Source organism: Streptomyces sp. NPDC048473 (assembly GCF_043200155.1).
Taxonomy (GTDB): Bacteria; Actinomycetota; Actinomycetes; order Streptomycetales; family Streptomycetaceae; genus Streptomyces.
Genome location: NZ_JBICXE010000001.1, coordinates 59,938 through 76,847 on the forward strand (window position 1 = coordinate 59,938; position 16,910 = coordinate 76,847).

The 16,910-nt window shown below is 72.0% G+C and carries 12 protein-coding genes and 1 riboswitch; of the genes, 9 read left to right on the plus strand and 3 right to left on the minus strand.

Annotated elements, in window-relative coordinates; genetic code table 11:
* Positions 1 to 21: 21 nt before the first annotated feature.
* The 3 genes from ACGFU7_RS00315 to ACGFU7_RS00325 form a co-directional block, all read right to left on the minus strand.
* Positions 22 to 1,332, minus strand: coding sequence for a hypothetical protein (locus ACGFU7_RS00315; protein WP_393691793.1), 1,311 nt, complete (start codon positions 1,330 to 1,332; stop codon positions 22 to 24).
* A 185-nt stretch (positions 1,333 to 1,517) separates the two neighbouring features.
* Entirely contained in the window at positions 1,518 to 2,645 is a 1,128-nt protein-coding gene (locus ACGFU7_RS00320; protein WP_393690777.1) for an alpha/beta hydrolase, read from the minus strand.
* A gap of 106 nt (positions 2,646 to 2,751) precedes the next feature.
* Complete coding sequence (locus tag ACGFU7_RS00325; RefSeq protein ID WP_393690779.1) at positions 2,752 to 3,435, minus strand: class II aldolase/adducin family protein; 684 nt, start codon at positions 3,433 to 3,435, stop codon at positions 2,752 to 2,754.
* A 263-nt stretch (positions 3,436 to 3,698) separates the two neighbouring features.
* Here ACGFU7_RS00325 and ACGFU7_RS00330 point away from each other — a divergent pair, with 263 nt between their 5' ends.
* The 9 genes from ACGFU7_RS00330 to cobI all read left to right on the plus strand — a co-directional run bounded on the left by ACGFU7_RS00330 (position 3,699) and on the right by cobI (position 16,902).
* Positions 3,699 to 4,964 carry an anion permease gene (locus tag ACGFU7_RS00330; protein WP_393690781.1) on the plus strand — a complete coding sequence of 422 codons (1,266 nt, stop codon included), beginning with the start codon at positions 3,699 to 3,701 and terminating at the stop codon, positions 4,962 to 4,964.
* A gap of 35 nt (positions 4,965 to 4,999) precedes the next feature.
* Positions 5,000 to 5,230 carry a hypothetical protein gene (locus ACGFU7_RS00335; protein ID WP_393690783.1) on the plus strand — a complete coding sequence of 77 codons (231 nt, stop codon included), beginning with the start codon at positions 5,000 to 5,002 and terminating at the stop codon, positions 5,228 to 5,230.
* A 171-nt stretch (positions 5,231 to 5,401) separates the two neighbouring features.
* Positions 5,402 to 5,534: riboswitch (cobalamin riboswitch) on the plus strand.
* Positions 5,535 to 5,681: 147 nt separating this feature from the next.
* Positions 5,682 to 6,755: a cobalamin biosynthesis protein gene (locus tag ACGFU7_RS00340; RefSeq protein WP_393690785.1), complete on the plus strand. Its 1,074-nt coding sequence runs from the start codon at positions 5,682 to 5,684 to the stop codon at positions 6,753 to 6,755.
* A complete protein-coding gene (locus ACGFU7_RS00345) occupies positions 6,752 to 8,269 on the plus strand; it encodes a cobyric acid synthase (protein ID WP_393690787.1) in 1,518 nt (505 codons plus the stop codon). Before ACGFU7_RS00340 ends, ACGFU7_RS00345 begins: the two co-directional genes overlap by 4 nt.
* 8 nt (positions 8,270 to 8,277) lie before the next feature.
* On the plus strand, positions 8,278 to 11,928 hold the full coding sequence (gene cobN, locus ACGFU7_RS00350) for a cobaltochelatase subunit CobN (protein ID WP_393691795.1): 3,651 nt from the start codon (positions 8,278 to 8,280) through the stop codon (positions 11,926 to 11,928).
* A 184-nt stretch (positions 11,929 to 12,112) separates the two neighbouring features.
* Positions 12,113 to 14,131 (plus strand): putative cobaltochelatase, encoded by a 2,019-nt coding sequence (locus ACGFU7_RS00355; protein ID WP_393690788.1) that lies wholly within the window; start codon positions 12,113 to 12,115, stop codon positions 14,129 to 14,131.
* Positions 14,131 to 14,730 (plus strand): cob(I)yrinic acid a,c-diamide adenosyltransferase, encoded by a 600-nt coding sequence (gene cobO / locus ACGFU7_RS00360; RefSeq protein WP_389989975.1) that lies wholly within the window; start codon positions 14,131 to 14,133, stop codon positions 14,728 to 14,730. The genes ACGFU7_RS00355 and cobO overlap by 1 nt, the downstream gene beginning before the upstream one ends.
* The gene (locus ACGFU7_RS00365) at positions 14,693 to 16,159 is read left to right on the plus strand and encodes a cobyrinate a,c-diamide synthase (protein ID WP_393690790.1); all 1,467 of its coding nucleotides are present in this window, start codon (positions 14,693 to 14,695) and stop codon (positions 16,157 to 16,159) included. Before cobO ends, ACGFU7_RS00365 begins: the two co-directional genes overlap by 38 nt.
* Positions 16,156 to 16,902, plus strand: a complete 747-nt coding sequence (gene cobI / locus ACGFU7_RS00370; protein WP_393690792.1) for a precorrin-2 C(20)-methyltransferase — start codon at positions 16,156 to 16,158, stop codon at positions 16,900 to 16,902. Before ACGFU7_RS00365 ends, cobI begins: the two co-directional genes overlap by 4 nt.
* Positions 16,903 to 16,910: the final 8 nt, after the last annotated feature.

Here is a 16,910-nt window from a genome sequence, read left to right on the forward strand (position 1 = left end):
TCCGACGCGGACTCACCCGCGCTACGCGCCGCCCGTGTGCACCTGGAACGCGGCCCGGCGCACCGCTTTGGCCAGTGCGGGGTCCGGGTGCGCGGCGGCCAGGGCCACCAGGACCTGCACGGTGCGGGGGTGGCCGACGGCCCGTACCTCGTCCAGCAGCGCCGGCACCGTGCCCTGGACGGCCGAGTCGAGATGGCGGACCAGAAGCCCGGTCTCGCCGTGGTCGGCGACGGCCGCGGCGGTGTCGACCCAGAGCCAGGTGGCTTCCTCCCGGCTGAGGACGTCCTGGGCGTCGTCGGGGTCGCTTCCGTCGTACTCGGCCAGCCAGAGCAGCGCATAGGGGCGCAGCGAGGGATCGCCGACGACGGAGCGCACCTCGGGCTCTGCGGGGGCGCCGACGACCCGGAGCGCCTCGAAGGCGAGCCCGCGCAGCAGCGCGTCCTCGCCTCGGGCCACGGCGAGGAGCTCGGAGACGGCGCTGCCGACGGGGCGGGCGGCGAGCCAGGCGCGGTATTCCGCGCGGGCCGGGCCGGGGGTGAGGCGTGCGCAGCCGAGCAGCATGTCGGCGGCGGACTGCTCGATGTTCCCGGCCGGACTCTGGGCCGCGACGCAGATCTGTTCCAGCTTGACCCAGACCGCCCAGTTGCCGAGCGGGGTGAGGGTGGCGTGTCCGGCGCCGAGGGTGAGCGCGCCTACGGCGGCCAGTCCCTCCAGGGCCCAGTCGAGAAGGAGGGCGACCAGGGCGGCGGGGTGCGCGGCGGGGGCGGATTCGGCTGGTGCGGGCAGCGCCTGCGGTCCGTACGGCACCTCGCAGCGCTCCTCGTGGAGTTCCGCGACGCGCTGGCCGAGCAGGTCCAGGAGGGCGGGCACGGTGACCGGGCCGGCCGAGAGCTGGAGGAGGGAGAGCACCTGCGGCACGGCCTCGACGGCCTCTGCGACTGCGGTGGACTCGATGCCCTCGGGCGCGGGGTGGACGAGCGACCAGGCGTCGAAGAGCGCCACCCAGCCGCGGAGCACGGCGGAGTCGTCGCGGTCCCAGGCGCGCAGCCGCCAGCCGGGGCGTGCGGTGTCGCCGTGCAGTTCCACGAGACCGGCGAGCCGGGCCCGGTCCCAGCCGTAGCGCACCTGGGCCGGGGACAACTCCAGGGCTGTCGCGGCCCGTTCGAGAGCCTGGGCGGCCAGTGGCGGCGCGCCGGGGACCGCGCCGTCGGCTGCCCAGCGGGCGATCCGTACGGCGTCGGCAAGGGCCGTCCTGGCCTGGCGGGCCAGTTCCGCCCTGGGCGGGGTGCCCTCCGGGGGGCGGGGAGCCGGCCTGGTGCGCCGGGTGGTCACGGCCTTGCGAGCGGTGGCAAGGGGTCGCGGGCGGACAAGTCGCAGCCTGGAGTCGCGCGGGGTACGGGACGTCACGGGGAGCAGTCTTGCCCCTGACGGCCCGAAAGCCCAAACGGAACCCGAATTCGCAGTGGAGGGGGCGGCGGGCGGGGCCCGGAACCAATCGGCCGATCCCTCGCATCAGGTCACATCAGGGGCGTGAGGAAGCGGCGCAGGGCCTCTTCGTAGTGGACCGGGTCGGCATTCCACATCGCCGCGTGCGGAGCCTGCGGTACGGCGCGCAGGGCGACCAGGTCCGGGCGGCGGGCGGCGAGATCGCGGGACGGCTGCCAGGGGGCCAGGGTGTCGTCCGGGCCGTGGAAGATCAGGGTCGGGACATGCAGCGCCGGTGCGAGGGAGCTGTCCAGGAGCCGGGCGCCGTGCAGCCCGGTCTGTCCTTGGGCGGCGCGGACGGCGAGCGGCAGCAGCGCCGTCGGGACACCGCGGGCGACGGCCAGGGCGCGCAGCGTGGTGGCCCAGTCCAGGACCGGGGAGTCGAGGACGAGACCGCAGATCCGGTTGCGGAGCGCGGAGTTGACGGCCGCGTGCAGCGCCATCGAGGCGCCGGTGGACCAGCCGTGCAGGACGACCTTCTCGGCTCCGTACCGCATGGCGAAGCGGATCGCCGCGTCCAGGTCGCGCCATTCGGATTCGCCGAGGTGGGCGAGGCCGTCCGGGGAACGCGGAGCTCCGGCGTCGCCGCGGTAGGCCAGGTCCAGCACGGGCAGACGCAGATCGTGCAGGAACTCCATGACGTTCAGGGGGTGTTCCCTGGTCGTGCCGAGGCCGTGCACGGTGATGACCCAGGTGTCGCGGGGGCCGGGCAGGAACCAGGCGGGCAGGGAGCCGAGTTCGCCGGGGACCTCGACTTCCTTGTGATCGAGGCCGAGGGCCGAGGAGGGATCGCCGCTGTGCAGCTGCGGGGTGATACGGACCTTGGCGCCGGTTTCCAGGCTGCCGCGGTTGACGCGTTCCAGTCTGCGGACGACGGTGTCCGGAGCGTGGTGGGCGTGTTCGATCACCGGCCCCACGACGGCGTGGACGTCGTCGCCCACGAGTCCGTACGTACCGGGCCGCAGGGCGGCGAAGGAGCGGGTCAGGGTGACCTGCCCGGCCGCCGTGGCGTGCACGGTGAGTCTGCGGTCGGCGGGGAGTGGCCGTCCGGACGGCGCCCTGAGAACGGCGTCGCTGGCGTACCGGCCGGCAGCGACCGCTGCCGCACCGACGCCGAGAATCGTGGTGACGGCTGCTGCCGTGACTGTTGCCGGGCGCACGGCTTCAGTGTCGCGGGGTGCGCCACCCCCTGCCAGCGGACGGGGGCCGTCCGGTGCCGGGGCCGGGGCGGACGGATCAGACGGGTCGGCCGACGGGATGTTCGAGTCAAAAGGACCCGCCGGGGTCGGGTCGGTCCGGTTGTCCGTATCCCTTCAGTGCCTCCTGTACATCGCGCAGCTGGGCCGGGGAGAGCAGCGTCGGCGAGTGTCCGGGGACAGAGCTCGCGGTGAGCCAGAGCCGGCAGAGCCATTCCAGCTGGGCGGTCCTGTCGTACGCCTCGTCCAGGGTCGCTCCGTAGGTCACGGTTCCGTGGTTCTGGAGCAGGCAGCCCGTACGGCCCTGCAGAGCGGCGAGCATGTTCTCGGCCAGCTCCTCGGTCCCGTAGCGCGCATAGGCCGCTACCCGGACGGGGCCCCCGAGCATGGCGGCGGCGTAGTGGACCGACGGGACCTCGGGGACCAGGGTGGAGACGGCCGTGGCGTGCACCGCGTGGGTGTGCACGACGGCGGCCGCGTCGCTGCTCCGGTAGACCGCGAGGTGGAGCGGGAGTTCGCTGGTCGGGGCCAGTTCGCCGAGGACGCGGTTGCCTTCCAGATCGACGCCGACGGCGTCTTCGGGGCGGAGCCGGTCGTACGGCACTCCGCTCGGGGTGACCAGGACCGTCCCGCCGACCCGTGCCGACACATTTCCCGAGGTTCCGACGACGAGGCCGTCCGCCGCCGTCCTGCGGGCGGTGGCGACGACACCGTCCCAGGCACGTTCGATCGCGTCCCGCTGCTGATCGCTCATATGGAGATCCTTCCAGTCAAGGAGGCGAACAGGCATGCGATCGGTCGGATAAGTCACAAACCGGAGAAGTTCACAAAAGGGGTGGCGTGGGGCCGAATCGGGCCCGAATCGGCCCCACGCCCGGCCCGCCCCGCCCCGCGGAGGACAAACGGAACGACCCCACCCCGACTTGAGTCACCACAACGCCCTGTCCAGTTCATCTTCCGTTCATTCAGGTTGCCTACGGTCCACGTGCCAATGACGTCGAACGATTGCCTGGGTAAATGGAACACATCACGCTGCTACTCGCGATTGTGATCGTGACAGCTCTAGTGTTCGATTTCACGAACGGTTTCCACGACACCGCCAACGCGATGGCGACCACCATCTCGACCGGCGCACTCAAACCGAAGACAGCGGTGGCCATGTCCGCCGTTCTCAACCTCGTCGGCGCGTTCCTGTCGGTGGAGGTCGCCAAGACGATCTCCGGCGGGATCATCAACGAGGACGGGCTGCGGACAGAAGTCATCTTCGCGGCACTCGTCGGCGCCATCCTGTGGAATCTGCTGACCTGGCTGGTCGGACTTCCGTCCAGCTCCTCGCACGCTCTGTTCGGCGGACTGATCGGCGCAGCGGTGATGTCGGCGGGCTGGTCGTCGGTCAACGGCGGCACCGTCGTCACCAAGGTGCTGCTCCCCGCGCTCGCCGCCCCGATCGTCGCCGGTCTGGCCGCGCTGCTGGCCACCAGACTGACGTACCGGATCAGCGGGAAGATCCGCAACGACGCCCAGGAGAAGGCCACCGCCAAGGGCTACCGCGCCGGTCAGATCGCCTCGGCCGGACTGGTCTCCCTCGCCCACGGCACCAACGACGCGCAGAAGACCATGGGCATCATCACCCTGGCCCTGGTCACCGGTGGCGTCCTGCACCCCGGCTCCAACCCGCCGGTCTGGGTCATCGTCTGTGCCGGTACGGCCATCGCACTCGGCACCTACCTGGGCGGCTGGCGCATCATCCGCACCATGGGCAGCGGCCTCACCGAGCTCAAGCCGCCGCAGGGCTTCGCCGCCCAGACCAGTGCGGCCACGGTCATCCTGGCCTCCTCGCACCTCGGCTTCTCCCTCTCCACCACCCAGTCCTGCTCCGGCGCCGTGATGGGCGCGGGCCTCGGCCGCCGGGGCGGCGTGGTCCGCTGGTCCACCGCCACCCGGATGTTCGTCGCCTGGGGTCTGACCCTGCCGGCCGCGGGACTGGTCGGCGCGGGCGCGGAATTCCTCACCAAGCAGGGCACCTGGGGTGTCGTCGTCGTCGCGGCGCTGCTGATCGCGGGCTCCGGGGCGATCTGGCTGCTGTCGCGCCGCAAGCCGGTCGGCCACGGCGATGTCGCGCCGACGGACGGCGAAGCCGAACCCGCGGGCGTCGTCACCACGGCCATCGCCGCCGTCAGCCCGCCGCCCACCGTGGCCCAGGCAACGGCCCAGGAGCTCAAGACCACCATTCCGGCCCCGGCCGGAACCACCCAGGACCCGGCGCGACCGGCCACCGTCTAGGCCAGCCGCCTCATCAGGCCGTCTAAGGATTCAGCATGAACATCGACTGGGCAGCCCTCGGCTCCGTCTTCGGCGTCTCCCTCGTCGTCACCGTCGCGCTGGTGGGTCTCTTCACCCTGGGCATCGTCGGTCTCTCCAAGCAGCCCGAACCGGCGGCACAGGGCGGCTCCGGCGGCTCGCTGCTGCTGGCCCGTGCCGGCGCGTACGCCTGCTTCGCGCTGTGCGCGGCGGCGGTCGCGTACGGGATCTATCTGATCGTCGCCTGAGCCCTCCCCCGCGCACTCCCCCGACGGACCGGACACATCTCGTGTGTCCGGTCCGTCGTGGTGTGCCCGGCCCGATGTGGGGCTCAGCACACTGCACCGTCGCAGGTCAACGGCAAGTTGACGGGCGTTCGCGGAGCGTGGTGGACTGCCGGAGCCAATTACGGCGACAGCAGAGGAAGTCCGGTGCGAATCCGGCGCGGTCCCGCCACTGTCACCGGGGAGCAGTCCCCCACACCGGAAGTCACGGCACGCGCGAGCGGGTTGGAAGGCCGGGGGAACTGCGGATCCGGAAGCCAGGAGACTCTCGTCGCCGGTCACGTCGAACCAGGGCGCGGACCCTGAGTGAGGACATATCGCCATGCCTGGCTGCCGTGCGTCCGTTGCTGTGGCGCTCTCTACGAGAGCCGCCTCCTGTACGAAGGTCCTTCGAGGCGTAACGGCCGGTTGAGCCGTGCGTGCCGACCGCATTTTCGCGTACGGCGCCACGGCCGGTCTGATCGGCGATCTGCTGCTCGGTGACCCCCGCAGGGGACATCCGGTCGCCGCCTTCGGGCGGGCCGCAGCGGGCGTCGAGCGCCGTCTGTGGCGCGACCACCGCGGGTGGGGCGCGCTGCACACACTCGTCTGCGCCGGAGGCGCCGCGGGTGGTGCCGCGCTGATCACCCGTGCCGTACGCAGCCACCCCGCCGCCTCCGTCGCACTGACCGCGGCCGCCACCTGGTCCGTCGTCGGCGGTACGTCCCTGGGGCGTGAGGCCCGGGCGATCGGCGGCGCTCTGGCCGCCGGTGACATCGAGCTGGCCCGCGAGCGGCTGCCACATCTGTGCGGGCGCGACCCGCAGTCTCTCGACGGGCCGCAGATCGCCCGCGCCGTGGTGGAGTCCGTGGCCGAGAACACCTCGGACGCCGTGGTCGGCGCCCTGGTGTGGGGTGCGCTGGCCGGTGTGCCCGGGCTCGTCGGCTTCCGGGCCGCCAACACCCTCGACGCCATGGTCGGTCACAAGTCGCCCCGGCACCGGCGCTACGGCTGGGCCTCGGCCCGCCTCGACGACCTCGCGGGCTGGCCGGGTGCCCGGCTCACAGCCCTGCTCGCCGTGGCCGCCGGGGGGCGGCCACGTGGAGCGGTACGGGCGTGGCGGGCCGACGCGGCCAAGCATCCGAGCCCCAACGCGGGCCCGGTGGAGGCCTCGTTCGCGGGTGCGCTCGGCGTACGGCTCGGCGGGACCCTCGCGTACGGCGGCCGGGTCGAGCACCGTCCCGTACTCAACGGGGAGACGGGCCGGGCGGTGGAGACCGAGGACATCGAACGCGCGGTACGGCTGTCGCGCCGGGTGAGTGCGCTGACCCTCGGCGTGTGCGTGGCGGGACGACTGGGTGCGGGCCTCGCCGCACGACGGATCGCGGGACGTCGGATCGCAGGACTTCAGACCGCAGGACTTCAGACCGCAGGACTTCAGGCCGCAGGACTTCAGGTCACAGGACTTCAGGTCACAGGACTTCAGGCCGCAGGACGGAGACGGACATGAGCGGCGGGCTGCTGGTCGCCGGGACCACCTCGGACGCGGGCAAGAGTGTTGTCACGGCAGGTATCTGCCGCTGGCTCGTGCGCCGGGGCGTGAAGGTGGCGCCCTTCAAGGCACAGAACATGTCGCTGAATTCGTTCGTCACCCGCGAGGGCGCCGAGATCGGGCGCGCCCAGGCCATGCAGGCCCAGGCCGCCCGGGTCGAGCCGACCGCGCTGATGAACCCGGTCCTGCTCAAGCCCGGCAGCGACCGCTCCAGCCAGGTCGTCCTGATGGGCAGACCGGTGGGCGAGATGAGCGCACGCGGCTACCACGGGGGCAGGCAGGAAGCGCTTCTCTCCACGGTCGTGGACTGTCTGGAGCAGCTTCGGGGCACGTATGACGCAGTGATCTGCGAGGGGGCGGGCAGTCCGGCCGAAATCAATCTGCGGCGCACGGACATCGTGAACATGGGCATCGCACGGGCCGCGCGCTTCCCGGTGGTGGTCGTCGGTGACATCGACCGCGGTGGTGTCTTCGCCTCGTTCTTCGGTACGACGGCGCTGCTCGACGCCGAGGACCAGTCGTTGATCGCGGGATACCTGGTCAACAAGTTCCGCGGCGATGTGTCGCTGCTGGAGCCCGGCCTGGAGATGCTGCGCGGGATCACCGGGCGGCAGACGTACGGGGTGCTGCCCTTCGCCCACGGCCTCGGCATCGACGAGGAGGACGGCCTGCGGGTCTCGCTGCGCGGGGCCGTACGCGAATCGGTCGTCGCGCCGCCGCACGGCGATGACGTACTGCGCGTCGCGGTGTGCGCCGTACCCCTGATGTCGAACTTCACCGATGTGGACGCGCTGGCCGCCGAACCGGGCGTCGTCGTCCGGTTCGTGGACCGCGCCGAGGAACTGGCCGACGCCGACCTCGTCATCGTGCCGGGCACCCGCGGCACCGTGAAGGCGCTGGCCTGGCTGCGCGAGCGCGGCCTCGCCGACGCCCTGGTGCGGCGTGCCGCCGAGGGCCGGCCGGTCCTCGGTATCTGCGGCGGTTTCCAGATCCTCGGCGAACACATCGAGGACGAGGTCGAGTCGAGGGCCGGGCACATCGACGGCCTCGGCCTGCTGCCCGTACGCATCCGCTTCGACCGCGAGAAGACCCTCGCCCGCCCCGTCGGCGAGGCGCTCGGCGCCCCTGTCGAGGGGTACGAGATCCACCACGGCGTCGCGGATGTACGCGGCGGCGAGCCGTTCCTGGACGGCTGCCGGGTCGGCGCCGTGTGGGGCACCCACTGGCACGGCTCGCTGGAGAGCGACGAATTCCGCCGCCGCTTCCTGACCGAGGTCGCGCGGGCCGCCGGCCGGCGCTTCGTCCCCGCCCCCGACACCGGCTTCGCCGCGCTGCGTGAGGAACAGCTCGACCGCCTCGGCGACCTCATCGAAGAACACGCGGACACCGACGCGCTGCTGCGGCTCATCGAGTCGGGCGCACCGTCAGGACTTCCCTTCATCGCCCCCGGAGCACCTGGAGCACGCGCATGAACGCCCCTATGAGCACCGTGCTGTTGCTGTCGACCGCCGACACGGACCTCCTCGCCGCCCGCGCCTCCGGCGCGCCGTACCGGATCGGCAACCCCACCCGCATCGACGCCCACGAGGAACTCCCCGCGCTGATCGAGGGTTCCTCCGTCGCCGTCGTCCGCCTGCTCGGCGGCAAGCGCGCCTGGGAGGACGGGCTGGCCGTCCTCAAGGCGTCCGGCATCCCGACCGTGCTGCTGGGCGGCGAGGCCGTGCCGGACGCGGAGCTGATGGCCGAGTCGTCCGTACCCGCCGGTGTGGTCGCCGAGGCGCTGCGCTACCTCGTGCAGGGCGGCCCCGGAAACCTCGTCGAACTGGCTCGCTTCCTCTCCGACACCGTCCTGCTGACCGGCCACGGCTTCGCCGAGCCGCAGAAGATGCCCGAGTGGGGCCTGCACGGCAGCCGCGAGTTCGTCGAGGGCCGCCCGACCGTCGGCGTGCTGTTCTACCGGGCGCACCAGCTGTCCGGGAACACCTCGTTCGTGGACGTCCTCTGCGACGCGGTCGAGGCGCGCGGCGCCAACGCCCTGCCCGTGTACTGCGGTTCGCTGCGCGGCGCGGACGCGGGTCTCTACGAGCTGCTCGGCAGGGCCGACGCCCTGGTCGCCACCGTGCTCGCGGCAGGCGGCACCCGTGCGTCCGACGCCTCCGCAGGGGGCGACGACGAGGCCTGGGACATCGGCGCGCTCGCCGATCTGAACGTCCCGGTGCTGCAGGGCCTGTGCCTGACCTCCTCGCGCGCCGCGTGGGACGCGTCGGACGCCGCGCTGTCCCCCATGGACGCGGCGATGCAGGTCGCGATCCCCGAGTTCGACGGCCGTCTGATCACCGTCCCGTTCTCCTTCAAGGAGCAGGGCCCCGACGACGTACCGGTGTACCGCGCCGACCCCGAACGGGCCGCGCGCGTCGCCGGAATCGCGGTGCGCCACGCCGTCCTGAAGCACAAGGCGAACGCCGAGAAGAAGCTCGCCCTCGTCTTCACCGCCTACCCGACCAAGCACTCGCGCGTCGGCAACGCCGTCGGCCTGGACACGCCCGCATCGGCGGTACGGGTCCTGGACGCCCTGCGCGACGCCGGTTACGGAGTCGACGGGCACCCCGACAACGGCGACGAGCTCATCCACCGTCTCATCAACGCCGGTGGCCACGACGTGGAGTGGCTGACCGAGGAGCAGCTCGCGGCAGCCCCCGCGCGCGCGGCGCTCGCCGACTACCGGGCCTGGTTCGACAAGCTGGAACCGGGGCTGCGCGACTCGATGCTGGAGCACTGGGGCGAGCCGCCGGGCTCGCTGTACGTGGACGGGGACGACATCGTCCTCGCCTCGCTGCAGTTCGGGAATGTGGTGGTGCTGATCCAGCCGCCGCGCGGCTTCGGCGAGAACCCGATCGCGATCTACCACGACCCGGACATGCCGCCGTCGCACCACTACATGGCGACGTACCGCTGGCTGGAGAACTCCTTCGGCGCGGATGCCGTCGTCCACATGGGCAAGCACGGCACGATGGAGTGGCTGCCGGGCAAGGGTCTTGGCCTGTCCGCCGGTTGCGGCCCCGATGCCGTACTCGGCGAACTGCCGTTGATCTACCCGTTCATCGTCAACGACCCGGGCGAGGGCACCCAGGCCAAGCGGCGTGGGCACGCCACGGTGGTGGACCATCTGGTGCCGCCGATGGCGCGCGCCGACACCTACGGCGACCTGGCCAAGCTGGAGCAGCTGCTCGACGAGTACGCGCTCGTCAGCGATCTCGACCCGACGAAGGCTCCGTCGGTGCGGGCGCAGATCTGGACACTGGTGAAGGCCGCCGAGCTGCACCACGACCTCCATGTCGACGAACAGCCCGGCGACGACGCCTTCGACTCGTTCGTCATGCACATCGACGGCTACCTCTGTGAGATCAAGGACGTCCAGATCCGGGACGGCCTGCACATCCTCGGCGGCGGTCCGGTCGACGAGGCCCGGGTCAACCTGGTGCTGGCCGTGCTGCGCGCCTCCCAGGTGTGGGGTGGAACAGCGAACGCGCTGCCGGGGCTGCGGGCGTCGATCGCCGAGCACTTCGGGCTCAGTGAGAAGGAGTTGCTGGCCGAGCCGGGCGCCGCGGTGAAGGTTCCGGTCGAGCTGACCGAACTGGTCGACGGCCCGGCGCGCACCGGTGCGGATGCGATCGATCTGCTGGAGCAGCTGTGCCGCCGGCTCGCGGAGGGCATGGAGGAGCGCGGCTGGGACCTCGCGGCCGCAGCGGGGCTGGCGCGGGACGTGCTGGGCTTCGAACTCCCGGATGCGGTGGCCGTGCTGGGCTTCGCGTGCGAGGAGGTCGTACCGCGGCTGGCCCGGACGACGGACGAGATCGACCACATTCTGCGGGCGCTGGACGGAGGCTTCGTACCGGCCGGCCCGTCGGGCTCGCCCACGCGCGGACTCGTCAATGTGCTGCCGACCGGGCGCAACTTCTACTCCGTGGACCCGAAGGCGATTCCGTCCCGGCTGTCGTGGGAGGTCGGGCAGTCACTGGCCGACTCCCTGATCGCCCGGTATCTCGCCGACACGGGTGACTACCCGAAGTCGGTCGGCCTGACCGTGTGGGGCACCTCCGCCATGCGTACCCAGGGCGACGACATCGCGGAGATCCTTGCGCTGCTCGGCTGCCGGCCGGTGTGGGACGACGCGTCACGGCGGGTGACCGGGTTCGAGGTCGTGCCGGTGAGCGAGCTGGGGCGGCCCCGGATTGACGTGACGGTCAGGATTTCCGGGTTCTTCCGCGATGCGTTCCCGCATGTGGTGGGGCTGATCGACGATGCGGTACGGACGGTGGCGGAGCTGGACGAGCCGGCCGACGCCAACTACGTACGGGCGCACGCCGATGAGGACACGGCGGAGCACGGCGACCGGCGTCGGGCCACGGCACGCATCTTCGGGTCGAAGCCGGGGGCGTACGGGGCGGGGCTGCTGCCGCTGATCGACGCGCGGAACTGGCGGTCGGACGCGGATCTGGCCGAGGTGTACGCGGTGTGGGGCGGTTACGCGTACGGGCGCGGGCTCGACGGGCGGGCAGCGCGCGGGGACATGGAGACGGCGTTCCGGCGGATCGCGGTGGCGGCGAAGAACGTCGACACGCGTGAGCACGACCTGGTCGATGCCGACGACTACTTCCAGTACCACGGCGGCATGGTCGCCATGGTGCGGCATCTGACCGGTGAGTCGCCCGAGGCGTACGTCGGCGACAGCGCCACGCCGGACCAGGTGAAGACGCGGACGCTGGGCGAGGAGACGCACCGGGTGTTCCGGGCGCGGGTGGTGAATCCGCGGTGGATGGCTGCCATGCGGCGACACGGGTACAAGGGCGCCTTCGAGATGGCCGCGACCGTGGACTACCTCTTCGGGTACGACGCGACGGCGGGGGTGGTCGACGACTGGATGTACGAGAAGTTGTCGGCGGAGTACGTGTTCGACCCGGAGAACCGGGAGTTCATGCAGAAGTCCAACCCCTGGGCGCTGCGCGGGATTTCGGAGCGGTTGCTGGAGGCGGCCGAGCGGGGGCTGTGGGCGGAGCCGGACGCGGAGACGCTGGAGCGGCTGCGGGCCACGTATCTGGAGCTCGAAGGCGATCTGGAGGGGGACGAGTGAGCGGGGTGCGTGCGCCTGCGGCGGGCCTTTCCTCTACCCGTCCCCCAGTTCTCAACTCCCTTCGAGCAGGGGAGACCCCACTCTTCCCGAACCGGAGCTCCGCCCCGGACCCCGCGCCTCAAACGCCGAAGGGGCTGGAATTCATGCCGGAAGAGCGGGAATTCGACACACCCAAGGAGGCATCGTGAGTACGCCGTATCCCTTCACCGCCATCGTCGGGCAGGACGATCTCCGGCTGGGGCTGCTGCTCAACGCCGTCTCGCCCGCCGTCGGCGGTGTGCTGGTGCGTGGCGAGAAGGGCACCGCCAAGTCCACCGCCGTGCGTGCGCTCGCCGCGCTCATGCCGGAGGTTCCCGTGGTCTCCGGGTGCCGGTTCTCGTGCGATCCGGTGTCGCCCGATCCGGCGTGTCCCGATGGCCCCCATGAGGCCGGGGCCGGTGTGTCGCGGGATGCGCGGATGGTGGAGCTGCCAGTCGGCGCGTCCGAGGACCGGCTCGTCGGGGCGCTCGACATCGAGCGGGCGCTCGCCGAGGGCGTGAAGGCCTTCGAGCCGGGGCTGCTCGCCGATGCGCATCGCGGGATCCTGTACGTCGACGAGGTCAACCTGCTCCACGACCACCTCGTGGACCTGCTGCTGGACGCGGCCGCCATGGGCGCTTCGTACGTGGAGCGCGAAGGCGTCTCCGTACGGCATGCCGCGCGCTTCCTGCTCGTCGGGACGATGAACCCCGAAGAGGGCGAACTGCGGCCGCAGTTGCTCGACCGGTTCGGGCTGACCGTCGAGGTCGCCGCGTCCCGCGAGACCGATCAGCGGGTCGAGGTCGTGCGGCGGCGCCTCGCGTACGACGACGACCCTGCGGGATTTTCTGCCAAGTGGGCCGACGAGGAAGGAGCGTTGCGGGCCAGGATCGTCACCGCGCGTGCGCTGCTTTCCGAAGTGCGGCTCGGGGACGGGGCGTTGCGCCAGATCGCGGCCACCTGTGCGGCCTTCGAGGTCGACGGGATGCGCGCGGACATCGTGATGGCGCGGACGGCCACCGCGCTGGCCGCCTGGGCGGGACGTACGGATGTGCTGGCCGAGGATGTGCGGCAGGCCGCCCTGCTCGCGCTCCCCCACCGGCGTCGGCGCAATCCCTTCGACGCGCCGGGCCTGGACGAGGACAAGCTCGACGACACGCTGGAGCAGAACAGCGGCGAGGAAGACGATCCGGACCCGGACGGCCCCGGTGGCGGCGGCCGGCCCCCGCAGGGCGACGGGCCCGACACACCGCCGCAGCCCGAGGGCGAGGCCGGCGACACGCCCGCGCAGTCCGTGCCCGAGCAGGGGCAGGAGCAAGGGCAGGGGCGGTCGTCCGGGCCCGGTGAGCAGCAGCCCGTACGCGCTGCCGAGCCGTTCCGTACGAAGATGCTGAGCGTGCCCGGTCTGGGCGAGGGCGCGGCGGGGCGGCGGTCCCGGGCGCGTACCGAGCACGGGCGTACGACCGGTGCGCGGCGTCCGCAGGGCGCCCTGACCAAGCTGCATCTGGCGGCGACCGTGCAGGCCGCTGCCCCGCATCAGCGGGCGCGGGGGCGGTCGGGGCGGGGACTGGTGGTCCGGCGGGACGATCTGCGGCAGGCGACCCGGGAGGGGCGCGAGGGAAACCTTGTCCTGTTCGTGGTGGATGCGTCCGGGTCGATGGCTGCCCGGCAGCGGATGAGTGCCGTGAAGGGTGCGGTCCTTTCGCTGCTGCTGGACGCGTATCAGCGGCGGGACAAGGTCGGGCTGATCACCTTCCGGGGCAAGGATGCCGAGGTGGTGCTGCCGCCGACGTCGTCGGTGGACGCTGCGGCGGCGCGGCTGGAGATGCTGCCGACCGGTGGGCGTACTCCCGTCGCGGCCGGGCTGTTGAAGGCCCATGAGGTGCTGCGGGTGGAGCGGCTGCGTGATCCGTCTCGGCGGCCGTTGCTGGTCGTGGTGACCGACGGGCGGGCGACCGGGGGGCCCGAGCCGGTGGCGCTGGCGTCGCGGGCGGCGCGGCTGCACGAGGCCGAGGGCATCGCGTCCGTCGTCGTGGACTGCGAGTCGGGGCCCGTACGGCTGGGTCTCGCGGGAAGCATCGCGCGCGATCTCGGGGGCACCGCCGTCACGCTCGACGAGCTGCGGGCCGACTCGATCGCCGGGCTCGTCAAGGACGTTCAGTCGACCAGCAGGAGGGCCGCGTAATGCCGCAGGGACAGCCGACCACCGTGCCGGACGACGGGCTCACCACCCGTCAGCGCCGCAACCGCCCGCTGCTGGTGGTGCACACCGGCATCGGGAAGGGGAAGTCGACGGCGGCCTTCGGGCTGGCGCTGCGCGCCTGGAATCAGGGGTGGCCCATCGGGGTCTTCCAGTTCGTCAAGTCGGCGAAGTGGAAGGTCGGCGAGGAGAACGCGCTGAAGGTCCTCGGGGCGAGCGGCGAGGGCGGGTCCGTCGCCTGGCACAAGATGGGCGAGGGCTGGTCGTGGGTGCAGCGCGACAAGCAGCTGAACAACGAGGAGGCGGCGCGCGAGGGCTGGGAGCAGGTCAAGCGCGACCTGGCCGCCGAGACGTACCGGCTGTACGTCCTCGACGAGTTCGCGTACCCGATGCACTGGGGCTGGGTCGACACCGACGAGGTGATCGAGGTGCTGCGGAGCCGTCCCGGTACGCAGCATGTGGTCATCACCGGGCGCAACGCACCTCAAGAGCTGGTGGAGGCCGCCGACCTGGTGACCGACATGTCGAAGGTCAAGCACCCGATGGATGCCGGTCAGAAGGGTCAGCGGGGCATCGAATGGTGAGGGGCCTGCGGTGAACGTTCCGCGTCTGGTGATTGCCGCGCCCTCGTCGGGGAGCGGCAAGACCACCGTGGCCACGGGGCTGATGGCGGCCTTCGCGGGGCGGGGACTTGCCGTGTCCGCGCACAAGGTCGGGCCCGACTACATCGATCCCGGCTATCACACGCTGGCCACGGGGCGGCCGGGGCGCAATCTCGACGCGTACATGTGCGGTCCTGAGCTGGTCGCCCCGCTGTTCGCGCACGGGGCGCGCGGCTGCGATCTGGCGGTCGTCGAGGGTGTGATGGGGCTGTACGACGGGGCGTCGGGGCAGGGTGAGCTGGCGTCGACCGCGCAGGTCGCGAAGCTGCTGCGGGCGCCTGTGGTGCTGGTCGTCGACGCGTCGTCGCAGTCGCGGTCCGTGGCCGCGCTGGTGCACGGCTTCGCCTCGTGGGATCCGCAGGTGCGGATCGGTGGCGTGATTCTGAACAAGGTCGGCTCCCAGCGGCACGAGGTGCTGTTGCGGGAGGCGTTGGACGAGTCGGGCGTGCCGGTGCTGGGGGTGTTGCGGCGGGCCGAGCAGGTGGCTGTTCCGTCGCGGCATCTGGGGTTGGTGCCGGTGGCTGAGCGGCGGGGCGATGCGGTGGGCGCTGTCGCGGCGATGGCGGATCGGGTGCGGGCGGGGTGTGATCTGGACGCGGTCATGGCATTGGCGCGCTCGGCACCTGCGGTGCCGGGTGAGGTGTGGGATGCGGCGGAGGCGGTGGGCGCCTGCGGCGGGGCTGTTCCCCTGCCCGCCCCTTCCCACAACCGGGGCTCCGCCCCGGACCCCGCTCCTCGAACGCCGGACGGGCCGAAGGTCGTTGCCGTTGCGTCCGGGCCCGCGTTCACCTTCTCCTACGCCGAGCACACCGAGCTGCTTGCCGCCGCCGGGGCCGAGGTCGTGCCGTTCGATCCGTTGCGGGACGAGGCGTTGCCCGAGGGGACTCGGGGGCTGGTCATCGGTGGGGGGTTTCCGGAGGTGTACGCGTCGGAGCTGTCCGCCAACGCGGCGTTGCGCAAGGCCGTTGCCGAGCTGGTGGAGTCCGGGGCTCCGGTGGCTGCCGAGTGTGCGGGGCTGCTGTATCTGGCGCGTTCGCTCGACGGGCTGCCGATGTGCGGGGTCCTCGATGCCGAGGGGCGGATGTCCGAGCGGCTGACGCTCGGCTACCGGGAGGCCGTGGCGGTCTCCGACAGTGTGCTGGCGGAGCCCGGGACGCGGGTGCGCGGGCACGAGTTCCACCGGACCGTGCTGGAGCCGGGCGCCGGAACCGAACCGGCGTGGGGTCTGCATCAGCCGGAGCGGCGCGTGGAGGGGTTCGTGCAACAGGGCGTGCACGCGAGTTATCTGCATACGCATTGGGCTTCGGCGCCCGGTATGGCCCGCCGATTCGTTGAGAGGTGCAAGGGATGAACCACGGTCACGGTACGAGCAGGCTGGTCGGCGTCGGTGTCGGGCCCGGTGACCCGGAGCTGGTGACCGTCAAGGGTGTGAACGCGCTGCGTGATGCCGCGGTCGTCGTCGTGCCGGTGATGGACACCGGTGAGCGGGGGCGGGCCGAGGCGACCGTGCTGCATTACGTGACGGCCGACAAGGTCGTACGGGTGGTGTTCGCGCTGAATGAGCGGACGGACCGGGCGCGCCGGGAGGCGGCGTGGGACGCGGCGGGCGAGCGGGTCGCGGAGCTGCTGCGTACGCATGGTTCGGTGGCGTTCGCGACGATCGGCGACCCCAATGTGTACTCGACGTTCACGTATCTCGCGCACACGATAGGTGAGCTGCTGCCGGGGACGGCCGTGGAGACAGTGCCGGGTATCACGGCCATGCAGGATCTGGCCGCGCGCAGCGGTGCGGTGCTGACGGAGGGCACGGAGCCGTTGACGCTGGTGCCGGTGACCGCCGGGGCCGCGGTGCTCAAGGAGGCCCTGGAAGGTCCCGGGACGGTCGTCGCGTACAAGTTCGGGCGGCTGGCCGCGGAGGTGGCCACGGCGCTGCGTGAGACGGGGCGTACCGAGGACGCGGTGTGGGGTTCGGCGCTCGGGCTGCCCGAGGAGTCGATCCGGCCGGCGGCGGAGCTGGCCGAGGGGCCGTTGCCGTATCTGTCGACGCTGATCGCGCCCGCGCCGCGCGACGGCGGGCGGGGCGGGAAATTGTGAGGCGCCCG